Annotated in this window: 14 protein-coding genes; 11 read left to right on the top strand and 3 right to left on the bottom strand. The window is 71.6% G+C overall.

Features of this window, described 5'->3' with window-relative positions; translation table 11 throughout:
* Positions 1–61: 61 nt before the first annotated feature.
* The gene (locus OG965_RS06975) at positions 62–583 is read right to left on the bottom strand and encodes a winged helix-turn-helix transcriptional regulator (RefSeq protein ID WP_371650227.1); all 522 of its coding nucleotides are present in this window, start codon (positions 581–583) and stop codon (positions 62–64) included.
* Between the two features lie 317 nt (positions 584–900).
* Between OG965_RS06975 and OG965_RS06970 the strand changes: the two genes are divergently transcribed.
* From OG965_RS06970 to OG965_RS06950, 5 genes are all read left to right on the top strand, one after another.
* On the top strand, positions 901–1,644 hold the full coding sequence (locus OG965_RS06970; RefSeq protein ID WP_371656867.1) for a hypothetical protein: 744 nt from the start codon (positions 901–903) through the stop codon (positions 1,642–1,644).
* A 148-nt stretch (positions 1,645–1,792) separates the two neighbouring features.
* Positions 1,793–2,236 carry an SPW repeat protein gene (locus OG965_RS06965; RefSeq protein WP_371650225.1) on the top strand — a complete coding sequence of 148 codons (444 nt, stop codon included), beginning with the start codon at positions 1,793–1,795 and terminating at the stop codon, positions 2,234–2,236.
* A gap of 270 nt (positions 2,237–2,506) precedes the next feature.
* Positions 2,507–3,442, top strand: a complete 936-nt coding sequence (gene hemC, locus OG965_RS06960) for a hydroxymethylbilane synthase (RefSeq protein ID WP_371650223.1) — start codon at positions 2,507–2,509, stop codon at positions 3,440–3,442.
* A gap of 385 nt (positions 3,443–3,827) precedes the next feature.
* Positions 3,828–5,132 (top strand): radical SAM protein, encoded by a 1,305-nt coding sequence (locus OG965_RS06955; protein ID WP_371650221.1) that lies wholly within the window; start codon positions 3,828–3,830, stop codon positions 5,130–5,132.
* 290 nt (positions 5,133–5,422) lie between these two features.
* Positions 5,423–5,941: an ATP-binding protein gene (locus OG965_RS06950; RefSeq protein ID WP_371650219.1), complete on the top strand. Its 519-nt coding sequence runs from the start codon at positions 5,423–5,425 to the stop codon at positions 5,939–5,941.
* Positions 5,942–5,978: 37 nt separating this feature from the next.
* Here the strand turns inward: OG965_RS06950 and OG965_RS06945 are convergent, their stop codons facing one another.
* Positions 5,979–6,188 carry a hypothetical protein gene (locus OG965_RS06945; RefSeq protein ID WP_371650217.1) on the bottom strand — a complete coding sequence of 70 codons (210 nt, stop codon included), beginning with the start codon at positions 6,186–6,188 and terminating at the stop codon, positions 5,979–5,981.
* 423 nt (positions 6,189–6,611) lie between these two features.
* On the opposite strand from OG965_RS06945, the gene OG965_RS06940 reads away from it, so the two are divergent.
* From OG965_RS06940 to OG965_RS06915, 6 genes are all read left to right on the top strand, one after another.
* Complete coding sequence (locus OG965_RS06940) at positions 6,612–7,064, top strand: subtilase-type protease inhibitor (protein ID WP_371650215.1); 453 nt, start codon at positions 6,612–6,614, stop codon at positions 7,062–7,064.
* A 147-nt stretch (positions 7,065–7,211) separates the two neighbouring features.
* On the top strand, positions 7,212–8,249 hold the full coding sequence (locus OG965_RS06935; protein ID WP_371650213.1) for a PHP domain-containing protein: 1,038 nt from the start codon (positions 7,212–7,214) through the stop codon (positions 8,247–8,249).
* A 93-nt stretch (positions 8,250–8,342) separates the two neighbouring features.
* Complete coding sequence (locus OG965_RS06930; RefSeq protein ID WP_371650211.1) at positions 8,343–8,630, top strand: hypothetical protein; 288 nt, start codon at positions 8,343–8,345, stop codon at positions 8,628–8,630.
* A gap of 170 nt (positions 8,631–8,800) precedes the next feature.
* On the top strand, positions 8,801–9,163 hold the full coding sequence (locus tag OG965_RS06925; RefSeq protein ID WP_371650209.1) for a hypothetical protein: 363 nt from the start codon (positions 8,801–8,803) through the stop codon (positions 9,161–9,163).
* A 111-nt stretch (positions 9,164–9,274) separates the two neighbouring features.
* Positions 9,275–9,724: a VOC family protein gene (locus tag OG965_RS06920; protein ID WP_371650207.1), complete on the top strand. Its 450-nt coding sequence runs from the start codon at positions 9,275–9,277 to the stop codon at positions 9,722–9,724.
* 95 nt (positions 9,725–9,819) lie between these two features.
* Positions 9,820–12,711, top strand: coding sequence for an NACHT domain-containing NTPase (locus OG965_RS06915; RefSeq protein WP_371656866.1), 2,892 nt, complete (start codon positions 9,820–9,822; stop codon positions 12,709–12,711).
* On the opposite strand, the gene OG965_RS06910 is transcribed toward OG965_RS06915, so the two are convergent.
* A complete protein-coding gene (locus tag OG965_RS06910; RefSeq protein ID WP_371650205.1) occupies positions 12,659–13,012 on the bottom strand; it encodes a nuclear transport factor 2 family protein in 354 nt (117 codons plus the stop codon). The two genes, OG965_RS06915 and OG965_RS06910, sit on opposite strands and share 53 nt — an antisense overlap.
* Positions 13,013–13,139 lie beyond the last annotated feature (127 nt).

Here is a 13,139-nt window from a genome sequence, read left to right as displayed (position 1 = left end):
TGTGCGAAGGGTTTCTTTTCAGCCGAGGGTTCCTCGGTCGAGGTCTCTCGGCCGGGGTTTCTCAGCCGCGCAGTGGGTGGAGCAGGCGGTGCGGGCGGCTCAGGGCCACCGTCACCGGGTCGTCGTCCTCGCCGCCAGGGCCGAGCCCTGGGCCGGGCGTGACGAGGATGTCCCGCACCTCGACGGCCGCGTCGCAGCGCGTGCACCGCCCGTCGGCGGCGATCGGCGCGTCGTCGGCGGTGTGCCGGAAGATCCGGCGCGGGCCGCCCGTCGCGTAGTGCTCGTCGCCCCAACTGGTGAGCGCCCGCACCACGGGCCACAGCGACACACCCTTGGGAGTGAGCTCGTACACCTCGCGCCGCCCGGTGCCCGGCACCCTTGCGAGGACGTCCGCCTCGGTGAGGGTGGTGAGCCGGTCGGTGAGGACGGCGCGGGGGACCCCGAGGTGCGCCGCGAAGTCGCCGAAGCGGCGCACCCCGTAGAACGCGTCCCGCACGATCAGCAGCGTCCAGCGCTCGCCGACGATCTCCAGCGAGCGGGCGAGGGAGCAGGACTGGCCGGTGTAGTCGCGGGGCAGGGTCACGGACCGACCCTAACCCAGAACAGTTCGGTGAGTGAACCAAAATCTTTGAACGTCCTCCCCACCGTGGTTACCTTTGTGAGGACCCCCATGTGCGGCGTGTGTTCGACCTGGTGCACGATCTGGGGGTACGTGGGGAGCTGCGCCGATTGTCGTGACCGCCTGGCGCTGCAGCGTGAGGGGTTGATCAAGCAGTGTTCCGAGTTGCCGACGGCCGTCGTGACGGGGTCCAGGGCGGGCACGCCGACGCGGTCGGGGGCGCCGGCGCGGCAATAGCGCCGCCCGCGACCAGCGGCGGGGACCTTTCCCAACCGGCCGACCTGCTGGTGCGGTTCGTCCGGTTCATCGCGCGCACCCTGCGCGGCGAGTTCCACGGCATCGTCGTCGACCCCGTCCGGCAACTGATCAACCGCGGCCTGCGCGGCCTCTTCCTCGGCGTGCTCGCCTGTGTCGCCGTGACGGTCTTCCACGCCATCCACCTGACGCAGACCGGCGCGGTGGTGGTCCGGCTGACCGGCGAGGTCAAGGCCGATCTGCCGCTGTGGCTGGCGCTGCTGCGCACCCCCATCTCGCTCTTCGTCCCGGCCCTCGACCTGCCGGTCTGGGCCGGCCTCACCCAGCTGTTCCTCGGGTTCGCCCTCGCCGAGCTCGCGCTCGGCCGGACCCGGACGCTGGTCATCGCGTACGTCACCACGCTGGCCGGGACGCTCAGCGCGCGCGTCATGATCGCGCTCGGCCCCGGCACCTGGGGCGGCCTCGGGCTGCCGCCGGAGATCGGGCGGGTGCTGGACACGGGGCCGTCCGCGGCCGTGGTCGGGCTGTTCACCTATCTCTCGGTGGTCCGGCGGGCCCCGATCGTGTTCGCGCTGACCGGCGGCTCAATGCTGTTCGAGGCGATGGTGAAGCCCAATCTGGCCGGCCGTGAGCATCTGATAGCGGTGGGCACGGCGATCGTGCTCGGTCTGCTGCACGGGCGCGTCGACCTGGGCCCGGCCGCGCTGCGCCGCAGGTGGTCGCGTCGGCGCAACCGTCGTGCGATGGCGGTCGTCGAGGCCACGGCCTAGGCATTTCTACACAGAACGCCAAAAAGTTCTGTAGATATCGGATAGCTGCTCAATGTGCATATAAAGGCCAGATAAGAGCACACTGGAACCGCGACCGGATGTCGCATCGGGGCCAAAGACTTGCAGGCATCAGAAGGAGGCGAGTCACATGGCCGACGTCTCTCACCGACCAGGTGACATATCCGGGCACCCCGACGTATCGGAGATGCGGGACAGGTACGCGGCGATGATGGAGACGCGAGGGGTCGCGGCGGTCGAGGAACTCGTGATCCTCGCCGGAATCTACGCGGCCATCTCCGGCTGGACCGTGCACTTCTCCGGCGCGCTACCGACGCTCGCCCTGACCAACCTGATCGTCGGCATCGCTCTCGCGGTGGTGGGCCTGTGCATGTCCATCGTCCCGGAGCGGTCGCAGGACCTGAACTTCGTGGTCCTGCTGTTGGGCGCCTGGCTGATCGTCGCTCCGTGGGTGGTCGCCCGCCACCCCGGTACCGGAGCAATCCTGAGCAACGTCATCACCGGCGCCGCGGTGTGTCTGTTCGCGCTGGTCGCGGGCGGCATGCTGATGAGCAGGAACAGAAGGGCGACCTGATCCACGGCGGCTGCCCGCACAGCCGCCCGCCCCAGGGTCCCCGCCCGCGCGAGCCGCGGCCGGGGGCCCGTCGCCGTCCGCCGGGGCCGTCCCCGGCCGCCACCGGAATTGAGGACGCCTTCCTCACCGCCCACGAGGAAGGCAGCTTTCACTATCTGCTGATCGTCGCGGACCGCGACTGAGGCGGGGGTCAACTCCCTTGGCGTACAAAGACGCTGAGGCCACGAGGCGGTGTGAGCGGGATCCGGGTCCTCCCCATATCGTGGACCCATGTCTACTGCCGAGTTGATCCGGATCGTCTCGCGCGACTCGCCCATGGCGCTCGCGCAAGTGGAACGCGTACGCGCCGAACTCGCGGCCCTGCACCCCGGTGTCGCCACCGAGGTCGTCCCGGTCAAGACGACCGGCGACAAGTGGATGGGCGACCTCTCGCTGGTCGAGGGGAAGGGTGCGTTCACCAAGGAGGTGGACGCCGCGCTGCTCGCGGGCGAGGCCGACCTCGCCGTGCACTGCGTGAAGGACGTGCCCGCCGACCGCCCGCTGCCCGCCGGTACCGTCTTCGCCGCCTTCCTCAAACGCGACGACATCCGCGACGCCCTGATCCACCCCGGCGGTCTCACCCTCGACGAGCTGCCCGCCGGCACCCGCATCGGCACCTCCTCCGTCCGCCGCATCGCCCAACTGGCCGCCTCCCATCCGCAGCTGCGCTGCGTCCCGATGCGCGGCAACGCCAACCGCCGCCTGGAGAAGCTGGCCGCGGGCGACGCCGACGCACTGCTGCTCGCCGTCTCGGGCCTGGAGCGCATCGGCCGTACGGACGTGATCACCGAGGTGCTCTCCGCGGAGGTGATGTGTCCGCCCATCGGCGCGGGCATCCTGGCGCTGCAGTGCCGCGAGGGCGACCGCGAGCTGATCGACCTGGTGAGCGACCTGGGCGACCCCGACGCCCACCGCGAGGCGACGGCCGAGCGGATGTTCCTCCACGTCCTGCAAGGTCACTGCAACAGCCCGATCGCCGGGTACGCGAGGGCGGCCCGCAACGGCGATCTCTCGTTGCGGGCCTGTGTGTTCACCCCCGACGGAAAGACGGTCCTCAACGCACACGAGTGGGCGGGCCCGCTCGATCCGGCCACGCTCGGCACCTCGGTCGCGGTCACCCTGTTGCGGCAGGGAGCCCGCGAGCTGATCGACTCGATCGCCCACTGAGCGCGTACCGGCCCGAGTGCCTAGGGCCTGTCCGGCGGATCTGGTCGCCCGCGAGGTGCCTCCGCCTTTCGGTGCTGGTGAGCGGGGGTCTGGTGCGTCCAGCTGCAAGGCGGAGGAGGGCGTCGACGCGGAGCGTCGGCAACCGACGACAACGCCGCAGATGGGCGCACCAGACCCCCGCGTCCCAGACAAGATCCGCCGGACAGGCCCTAGGCCTTTCGGATGAGGAGAAGCGCGACCGCAGACCGATCCGCCGAAGATCGCCCCGTGGATAGTCTGGCGATCGCTCGCCGGCTTCGTCGTCGATGCCCAGTCCATCGGTGAAGCCGGCGAGAGCATAGGTTCAGTACGACAGGAAAGCGACTGGACCGGAGGACGTCAGCACATGCTCAGCAGCCGTACCGATGAGGTCGAATCACTGATGGCGCGGTTCCCCGGGGTGCCCAGGGAAGCCGTGATCAAGGAAGACCTGCTGCGCGGAGGGATGGCCTTCGACGACTCGGCCCTCAGCGACAACGAGTCCGGAGAGGTCAAGCCGAAGTCGTACTTCATCTTCTCCTTCGACCACCGCACCCTGCCGGAGCTGGGCGCCGCCGCGCTGCGCCGCCCGCCGGAGGAGATCGTGCTGACCGGCGGCCCGTACGAGCTGCGCCGCACGGTCGTGTCGGTGCGGGTCAACCCGGCGTCCCCGTACCGGGTCGCGGCCGACGACCACGGCATGCTCGGCCTGTACCTGGACGGCAAGCGGATCTCGGACGTGGGGCTGCCGCCGATGCCGGAGTACTACCGTCACAAGCTGTCCAACGGCAAGTCCGTGATGGAGGTGGCCCCGACGATCCAGTGGGGCTATCTGATCTACCTCACCGTGTTCCGGGTCTGCCAGTACTTCGGCGCCAAGCAGGAGTGCCAGTACTGCGACATCAACCACAACTGGCGCCAGCACAAGGCGGCCGGGCGCCCCTACACCGGCGTCAAGCCGGTCGAGGAGATCCTCGAAGCGCTGGAGATCATCGACCGGTACGACACCGCCAAGGCGTCCACCGCGTACACCCTCACCGGCGGCGCGATCACCTCGCACGTCGGCGGGCGCGACGAGGCCGACTTCTACGGGATGTACGCCAAGGCGATCGAGGAGCGCTTCCCCGGCCGCTGGACGGGCAAGGTCGTCGCCCAGGCGCTGCCCAAGGAGGACGTGCAGCGCTTCCACGACTACGGCGTGCGGATCTACCACCCCAACTACGAGGTGTGGGACCGGCGGCTGTTCGAGCTGTACTGCCCGGGCAAGGAGGAGTACGTCGGCCGTGACGAGTGGCACCGGCGCATCCTCGACTCGGCGGAGATCTTCGGCCCGCGCCATGTGATCCCCAACTTCGTCGCGGGCGTGGAGATGGCCGAGCCCTTCGGCTTCACCACCGTCGACGAGGCGATCGACTCCACGGTCGAGGGGCTGCGCTTCTTCATGTCGCGCGGCATCACCCCACGCTTCACGACCTGGTGCCCCGAGCCGACCACCCCGCTCGGCAAGGCCAACCCGCAGGGCGCCCCGCTGGAGTACCACATCCGCCTCCTGGAGGCGTACCGGGCGACGATGGACGAGTACGGCCTGGCCTCCCCGCCTGGATACGGGCCGGCGGGGCCGGGGAACGCGGTGTTCTCGGTGAGCTCCTTCATGGACAGCCTGTCGGTCTAGCCATGGTTTACAATTCATCTATACGCGGGCCGCGCTGAACCGCCCGCCCATATACGAGCCCCGGCAGGTCTCCCCCGTCCTGCCGGGGCTCTTTCCTGTCCGGACGGGCCCGGACCGGCCCGGACCGGCCCGGACCGGCGCCGTCGTGCGGCCTGTGTTGCGCGTTCACCCGGATGGGGTCACGCTGATTGCGTTCCCTCCGTATCTGAATGATTACTTTCCGCTTTCTCGGGGCTGTCATTGTCAAAGCGGCAGCCGGTCCGCCGGCCGTCCTGATGAGGAGCGCAGTCGTGGGCGTGGTCGTGGAAGTGAACCGTCAGTACACCCTGGATCTCGAAGCCGCCCCCGAACGGGTGCCGCAGATCCGCCGGATCGTCGCCGCACACCTTCGGTACTGGAAGCTTGAGTGCCTGATCCAGCCGGTCAGCCTCGGCGTGTGCGAGCTGCTCACCAACGTCTTCCGGCACACCGAGGGCGACAAGCGCTGCACGCTCGAACTGCGGTGGACGGGGCGGCGCCTGACCGCCGCCGTCCTCGACCGCGACCCCCGGCTGCCCGTCCTCGGCGGCGGCGAGCCGCTGGAGAGCCGCGGCCGGGGCCTGGCCATGGTGGCCTCCCTCAGTGACAGCTGGGGCACGCACGGCACGGCCGACGGCAAGGTCGTCTGGTTCACGCTGCGGGCCGAGGTTCCCGACGCGCAGACCCTGGTCCGGGTGCGCCCCCTGCGGGCGCTGCCCGAGGCGCAGCGCCCGCCCACCGCGGCGGTGCGCCGCCCGCTGCTCCCGCTGGCCGCGTTCGCGCGCGGATAGCGGGAGCGGCGGGCGGGTGCGGCACCGGCGCCCTGTTTCACGGCACTTCGCGCAGAAACAGGGCCCCGCAGGTGTGGCAGAACGGCCGCGCCCGCTCGGTCCCCCAGGCGTCGGCCGGCAACTCCTGCTCATTCATGTCGAGTTCCCGGCCGCACATGGACACGCTCTGACCGGCGCGGACCATGTGCCACTCCTTGAGTGTGCTGCCGCCGGGCTCGATCATCTCGGCGACGATGTGGTGTTCCATCGTGTGCTGCTCCTTCGTATGGGCCCGTGGGCGCCGGGCGGGCCGGGCACGGCGAGCGCGGCACCGTCCCCACTCTGACGCCCGCCCCGGGTGTGCGCACGTCCGGCGGCGCCGAAGGCACAGGCGGAGGGCCTGATCGTGGACCGAGAATGAAATGTAATCGAAACCTCACTATTCAAGATTCAATGTTCTTGTTGCTTTAGAAAACAAAGTAGAGGCGGCTTTGCGCCTTCTTCTCTACGGGCACCCATCAGCCCGTCCGACCGTTCGGGTGGCTGTGGCCTGCAACTTCATGCGATCGCGGCGTGGCGGAGGGTGACCGGATTCGTATACGGCGGTCTGCGGCACTCCCAGGTCTGGACAAGACTCGGGCTCGTTCATCGGTCCCTGAACAACAGTCCCTGAATGACAGGAGTGTTTGATATGCGTAAGACGCTTGGGCGTACGACTCTGGTGGCCGCGCTGGCGCTCGTCGGCGCAGCGGTTGCCGTACCGGGTGCGGCCGGCGCCGATCAGCACGACACCCGGGGCGCCGCGATGAGCCTCTACCCGCCGTCCGCGCTCGTCCTGACCGTGGCGCCGGGCACCGGCGACGACGGCGCGTCCGTCCTTCGCGCGGTGACGCTCAGCTGCGCGCCCACCCCCTCCGGTACGCACCCGGCCGCCAAGCGGGCCTGCGCGGAGCTCGACCGCAACCAGGGCGACTTCGCCGCGATCACGGCCGGCCCGCCGGCCGGTGCGGTGTGTACCAAGGAGTGGAATCCGATGACCGTCATGGCCGACGGCGTCTGGGGCGGCCAGCGCGTCTCCTACCGGCACACCTTCGGCAACCCCTGTGAGAAGCAGGCGGGCCAGGGCGTCGTGTTCAACTTCTGACCGACGAGCACGCTTCGTCGCCCGCACGCGACAGCAGGAACGGCGGGGCACCCCGAGCGGGGGTGCCCCGCCGCCGCGTCGCCCGGCCCCGTACGGGAGGCGCCTGGCGGCCGGTCGGCGGACAATGGTGGGCGGTCGGAGGTGTCGATGGATCCGGTGACGGCGTTGAGGCGGATCGCGTTCCTGCTGGAGCGCACGCAGGCCCCCACATACCGCGTACAGGCGTTCCGTACGGCCGCCGGCGTGGTCGAGGAGATGGCGGGCGGCGAGGTCGAGGAGCGGGTGGCCGCCGGGTCGTTGGAGTCGGTGAAGGGGATCGGCCCGAAGACCGCGCGGGTGGTGCGCGAGGCCCTGGCGGGAGAACTGCCGGACTATCTGCGGCGGTTGGAGGAGGAAGGCGCCTCCGCGCCCCTCGTCGAGGGCGGCGAGGAACTGCGCGCGGCCCTGCGCGGCGACTGCCATCTGCACTCCGACTGGTCCGACGGCGGCAGCCCGATCGAGGAGATGGGGTGGGCGGCGGCGGAGCTCGGCCACGAGTGGGCGGTGCTCACCGACCACTCGCCCCGGCTGACCGTGGCCAACGGCCTGTCCCCGGAACGCCTGCGCAGGCAACTGGAGGTGGTGGCCCGGGCGAACGAGCGCTGGGCGCCCTTCCGGCTGCTCACCGGCATCGAGTGCGACATCCTGGAGGACGGCTCGCTCGACCAGGAGGAGGAGCTCCTGGAGCAGCTGGACGTCGTGGTGGTGTCGGTCCACTCCAAGCTGCGCATGGACGGCGCCGCGATGACCCGCCGCATGGTCGCGGCCGTCCGCAATCCGCACGCCGACGTACTGGGGCACTGCACCGGGCGGCTGGTCACCGGGGGCCGGGGCAAGCGGCCCGAGTCGGAGTTCGACGCGGACGAGGTCTTCGCCGCCTGCGCCGAGTCGGACACCGCCGTCGAGATCAACAGCCGTCCCGAACGCCTGGATCCGCCGCGCCGCCTGCTGCGGCGCGCGGTCGACGCGGGCGTGCTGTTCTCCATCGACACCGACGCGCACGCACCCGGGCAGCTGGACTGGCAGGTGTTCGGCTGTGTACGGGCCGAGGAGTGCGGGGTCCCGGCCGAGCGCGTCATCACGACGTGGACGGAAGAGGAGCTGCTGGCCTGGACGCGCGAGGGCAGGACACCGGCGCGGGGTTGACGCGTCATCCGCGCCGAAGACCTCGGCATCGGCTTCTCGGGTGAGGCTGGGCCGCGGCCGTGTCCATCGGCGGGGTCCGCCGGTTGTCAGGGCGTGATCTCAACACGACGTATCGCCACAGTCCTCGCCCTCGCCGCCGGAGTCTCGGGCCTCGGTGCGTCCGCGGCGAGCGCCGCGGGCACGGCCGGCATCCAGCCCATCTCCCCGGTCGCCGTGCTCGACGGGCTTGTACAGAACTCCATCCCGGCGGAGCACCGCGGCGAGATGCCCACCGTGAAAGCCCAGCTCAGCCAGTTGAACAAGCTGAACGACCTCAACCAGCTCCACCAGGTCACCGACCCGGTCGCCCCGATCACGGGTCTGCTGCCCTCCGTGGGCTAGGGCACTTCACAGGAGGGGAACAGGCGAACGGAGGCCGAATGTGCGTTCGTCGCCAGGGCTGAAAGGTGACTGTCCGCAGGTCCGCATGTGCCGGTAGTAATTGCTCAGCGCAAGTGACCGGACGCCGACGTCGTCGGCGCATCCCCGCTGCACTGACGAGGAGACCCAACGTGATTCGGACCCGTTTCGCCTGTCTCGCCCTCCTGGCCGCCGCGGCCGGCGTCGCCGGAACGACCCCCGCCAACGCCGCGCCCGGTGACACGCTCAACATGTGCGCCTCGACGCTCACCCCGACCGGCTGGATCGACACCCAGTGGTGGAACAGCGCCGGCTGCGGATCGGGCTTCAGCCCGAACAGCAAGCGGATCATGCAGCTCACCGGCTACCCGGTGGGCACCAGGGTCAACGCCTGCGCCTCCACGTACCCGCCCGCGGGCTGGACCATCACCAGCACGTACTACAACAGCTCCTGCCGCTACTCGGTCGTCCCCAGCATCGACCCCAACGCCTGGACCATCGTCAGAACCGGCTGAGTCACGCGCACGGAACGGAGGTGCCCGGCACGCACGATGCCGGGCGCCCCGGACAATGGGTGTGCCGAACTCCGTACGCCCACGCGGGCATCCGACCGTTGGGAGAGCCGTATGGCAGTCCACTGGAAACTCGTCGTCGACTGCGCTCGGCCGCTGAGCCTCGCCGCGTTCTGGGCCGAGGCCCTCGACTACGAGGTGGAGGACCACACCGTGCTCATCGAGCGGCTGGTCGCCGCGGGCGCCGTCACCGACGAGCTGTACACGGTGGTCGACGGCCGCAAGGCCTGGCGGACCCTGGCCGCCGTGCGCCACCCCGACGACCCCGTCGAGGCGGCCTCCGGCGTGGGCCTCGGCCGCCGCCTGCTCTTCCAGGGCGTCCCCGAGCCCAAGCAGGTCAAGAACCGCCTCCACATGGACCTGCACTTCGGCCCCGAACGCCGCGAGGCGGAGGTGAAGCGGCTGGAGGGCTTGGGCGCGAGCGTGCTCCAGGTCGTCGTCGAGCCCGGCACCAACCATGTGGTCATGGCCGACCCGGAGGGCAACGAGTTCTGCGTCCAGTAGCCGCACGTTCGCAGTGCCGCACCCGGTTCCGTCCCGGCCGTCCGCTGGGACAATGGCGCGCACCAAAGGGGTGACCCTGACGGGGGGCGCGCGTGATGCGGTACTGGCGGCGCGGGATCTGGGTGGGGGCGGTGCTGGCCACCGGGGCGGTTGTCGCCGTGGCGGTGCGGGAGCGCAGCCTCAGCAGTGCCGGTTCGCTCGTCTCGGTGCTCGGTTTCCTCGTCTCCATGGCCGGACTGGTCGCCAACACGCTCAGAACCGGGCCCGGCGAGCGCTCTCCGGCCGAGCACCTGGAGCACGCCGCCGACGCGCTGGCCGAGGGGGTGCGGCTGCACTGGCAGGCGGAGTGGCGGCTGCGCAGGCTCCAGGACCCCAAGCCGCTGCCGGTGCGCTGGACCACGGCGGACCCCTGGCTCGCCGACGCGGCCGAGAACATCGGGGGCGGCGGGGACGCCCGGTTCGACGGCGTACTGGACGACATCGCCCGGGTGTTCGCCCGCGTCCCCGCGCGGCGGCTCGTGGTGCTTGGCGCACCCGGCAGCGGCAAGACCGTCCTCGCCGTCCGCTTCACCCTCGACCTCCTGGAGCGCCGCGACACGGGCGACCCGGTGCCGGTGATCTTCCCGCTCGCCACCTGGCAGCCCGACAGCACGGAGCTGTACGCCTGGCTCTCGGCCCGGCTCGCGGAGGGGTATCCGGCCCTGGGATCCCTCCAGCGGTCGGGGTCCTCGCTGGCGGCGGAGCTCCTTGAGTCCGGGCGGGTCCTGCCCGTGCTCGACGGGCTCGACGAACTCGCCGCGCCCCTGCGTGCGGAGGCCGTCCGCCGCCTCAACTCCGCGCTGGACGACGGCAGTCCGCTGCTGCTGACCTGCCGCAGCCAGGTGTACGCCCAAGTCGTCGCCGACGGCGACGTGTTCACGGCGGCGGCGGTCGTCGAGCTCCAGCCGCTGGCCTTCGAGGAGGCCGCCGACTTCCTGCGGCGCACCGCGCGGCCCGTGCGCGGCCCCGCGGGGGAGCGCACCACCGCCTGGGACCCGGTGCTCGCACGGACGCGGCCCGGGGACCCGGTGCGCCGGGTGCTCGCCTCGCCCCTGATGGTGGCGATGGCCAGGGCCGTCTACGGCGAGTCGGGGAACGACCCCGAGGAGCTGCTGCGGCGCCCGGAGTTCGCCGATCCGACGGCCCTGGAGGAGTATCTGCTCGACGCCTTCGTCCCCGCCGCCTTCGCCGGGTCCACGCGCTGGGACACCGGGCGCGCCGTGCACTGGCTGCGCTTCCTCGCCCGCCATCTGGAACACCGCGACACCCGCGACCTCGCCTGGTGGGAGCTGCACACCGCACTGCCCCGGCCGCTGCCGAGCCTCGGCCCGCTCCTGCTGCTCGGACTGCTCGCGGAGGCCGTGTGCCTGCCGCTGTGGGCGCTCGGCCAGGACCCCGCGCTGCCCGCGGTGACCGCCGCCACGGTGGCCGGGGTCTGCGCCGGGTACGCCGCGCGGGGCCGGCCGCGACGGCAGTTCCTGCTGCCGCTGGTGTACGCGGTGCCGCTCAGCCTCGCCGTCGGGCTCACCCGGCCGCTCAGCCAGGACCCCTACTTCGCCGTGCCCTTCGCGGGCATGCCACGGGCGCTCGGCTGGCTCGCCGTGGGCGGCCTCTACGGCCTGGTGATCGCCACCGGGCTCGCGGCCGTCGGCATGCCGGCGTCGCCCCTGCCGTCGACGATGCCGTTCTTCGGCCGCCGGCGGCGCGGACCGCGCGGCCGCTGGGCGCGGCGGGCGGGCGCCGGGCTGCTCACGGCCGCCGGGGTGCTGCTCGTCGGCGCCGGGGTCCTGCCGGACGCACCGCTGCTCACCGCGCTCGGGGCGGTGGTCGCGGGCGCCGTGACGGCGTACCTCGTACGCGGAGAGTCGGCCGTGGTGGCCAAGGGCGGGCGGCGCGACCCCGCCGGCCGGACGCGCCGCCTGGGCCGGGCGATGGTCCACGGCCTCGCCGTCGGCCTGCTCGCGGGGCTGACGCTCGGGGCGGTCTTCACCCTGGCCGAAGGAGGCACGGCGGCGACGCGCGCGGCGCTGCGCGACGACTTCCCCGTCAGCGGGCCCGTGCGCCACGCGCCGGACGGTTCGCGCTACGTCGACGCGGCGGACGGCACCCGCTACGGCCTGCGCGCGCACGGCCACACCTACCTCGTGCTGCCGGAGCCGGTCCACGGCACGCTGGTCGAGCGCGGCGGTACGCGTGACTTCGCGCTGCCCGCCGACGTACGCGACCTGGAGCTGTGCGCCCCACCGGCCCGCTGCACGGCGATCGACCAGCGGCTCGCGATCTCCGCGCACGACTACCGGCCGGACGGTGAGGTCTTCACCGTCCGGCTCACGGACGGCCGCGACGCCGGCTCGTACGATCTGTCACCGCTCCTCGACCGCGCCCGGAGCGAGTGGGTGACCCGGCAGAGCCCGGGCGCGATCCTGCGTACCGCTGTGGTCTTCGGGCTCGCGGGCGGCCTCGGCCTCGGGCTCGTCGGCGGTATCGCGGCCGGGCTGCACCGGTGGCTGGGGGCGCCCGTCGACGTCACCCGCAGCCTCAGCCCCTCGGCGATCCTGGGAACCGACCGGGGCACCGCCCTCGCCCGCGCGCTGTTCACCTATCTGGCCGCCGTCCTCGCGGGCAGCGCCCTGCCGCGCCTCCTCGGCCTCCCGGACGCCGCGAGCATCGGTGCGTACGCGCTGATCCCCACCGGCGTGGTCACGGTGGCGATGTCGGCGTGGGGACGACTCGCCGTGGCCCGGCTGTGGCTGTGCGCGCGCGGCGCCCTGCCCTGGCGGCTGATGGCGTTCCTGGGCGAGGCCCACCGCCTGGGCGTGCTGCGGCAGGCGGGCGCGGTGTACCAGTTCCGGCACGCGCGCCTGCAGGAACGCCTCTCCTCTTCTCCCGCTCCCGCTACTCGTCCCAGGCCTGCACCAGGGTGTGTTCGACGATCTTCCCGTCCTTGAGCGACATCATCGAGTTGGCCAGCACCCGTACGCCGTCGGGGTACTCGCAGGACTCCGTGAAGGCGACGGTGTCGCCCTGGACCACGCACTGCTCCAGCTTGTGCGTCATCTCACGGCTGTAGACGTCGTCGAGCATCTTGGAGATCTCGCCCTGGCCGTGCATGACCATCGGGTGGCTCGGCTGGGTGTTGCGGTCGACGACGCGGATCTCCGCGTCGTCCGCGTAGAGCGACAGCAGGGCCTTCGCGTCGTGGCCCTCAATGCCGCGGCGCAGCGTCTCGGTGTCGAAGGCGGTGCCCATGATGACCTCCTTCAGAAGGTCGCGGCCCGCGCCTGGTGGGCCGCGAGGGGCCTACGCTTCGAGCCTCCTCCGCCGGGACGCGAACGGCAAACCGTGTGGTGTCGTGCCGCCGGGAAGCGGTGCGCGC

This window comes from Streptomyces sp. NBC_00224 (assembly GCF_041435195.1).
GTDB lineage: Bacteria > Actinomycetota > Actinomycetes > Streptomycetales > Streptomycetaceae > Streptomyces.
The sequence above is the reverse complement of the archived record's forward strand: the minus strand, read 5'-3'. Positions and strand labels throughout refer to the sequence as shown.

Coding starts and splice junctions, on each gene's coding strand:
- OG965_RS06910 (WP_371650205.1), bottom strand. CDS start 13,012: ATGGGCACCGCCTTCGACACCGAGACGCTGCGCCGCGGCATTGAGGGC.
- hemC (WP_371650223.1), top strand. CDS start 2,507: ATGTCTACTGCCGAGTTGATCCGGATCGTCTCGCGCGACTCGCCCATG.
- OG965_RS06935 (WP_371650213.1), top strand. CDS start 7,212: ATGGATCCGGTGACGGCGTTGAGGCGGATCGCGTTCCTGCTGGAGCGC.
- OG965_RS06955 (WP_371650221.1), top strand. CDS start 3,828: ATGCTCAGCAGCCGTACCGATGAGGTCGAATCACTGATGGCGCGGTTC.
- OG965_RS06940 (WP_371650215.1), top strand. CDS start 6,612: ATGCGTAAGACGCTTGGGCGTACGACTCTGGTGGCCGCGCTGGCGCTC.
- OG965_RS06915 (WP_371656866.1), top strand. CDS start 9,820: ATGCGGTACTGGCGGCGCGGGATCTGGGTGGGGGCGGTGCTGGCCACC.
- OG965_RS06965 (WP_371650225.1), top strand. CDS start 1,793: ATGGCCGACGTCTCTCACCGACCAGGTGACATATCCGGGCACCCCGAC.
- OG965_RS06945 (WP_371650217.1), bottom strand. CDS start 6,188: ATGGAACACCACATCGTCGCCGAGATGATCGAGCCCGGCGGCAGCACA.
- OG965_RS06920 (WP_371650207.1), top strand. CDS start 9,275: ATGGCAGTCCACTGGAAACTCGTCGTCGACTGCGCTCGGCCGCTGAGC.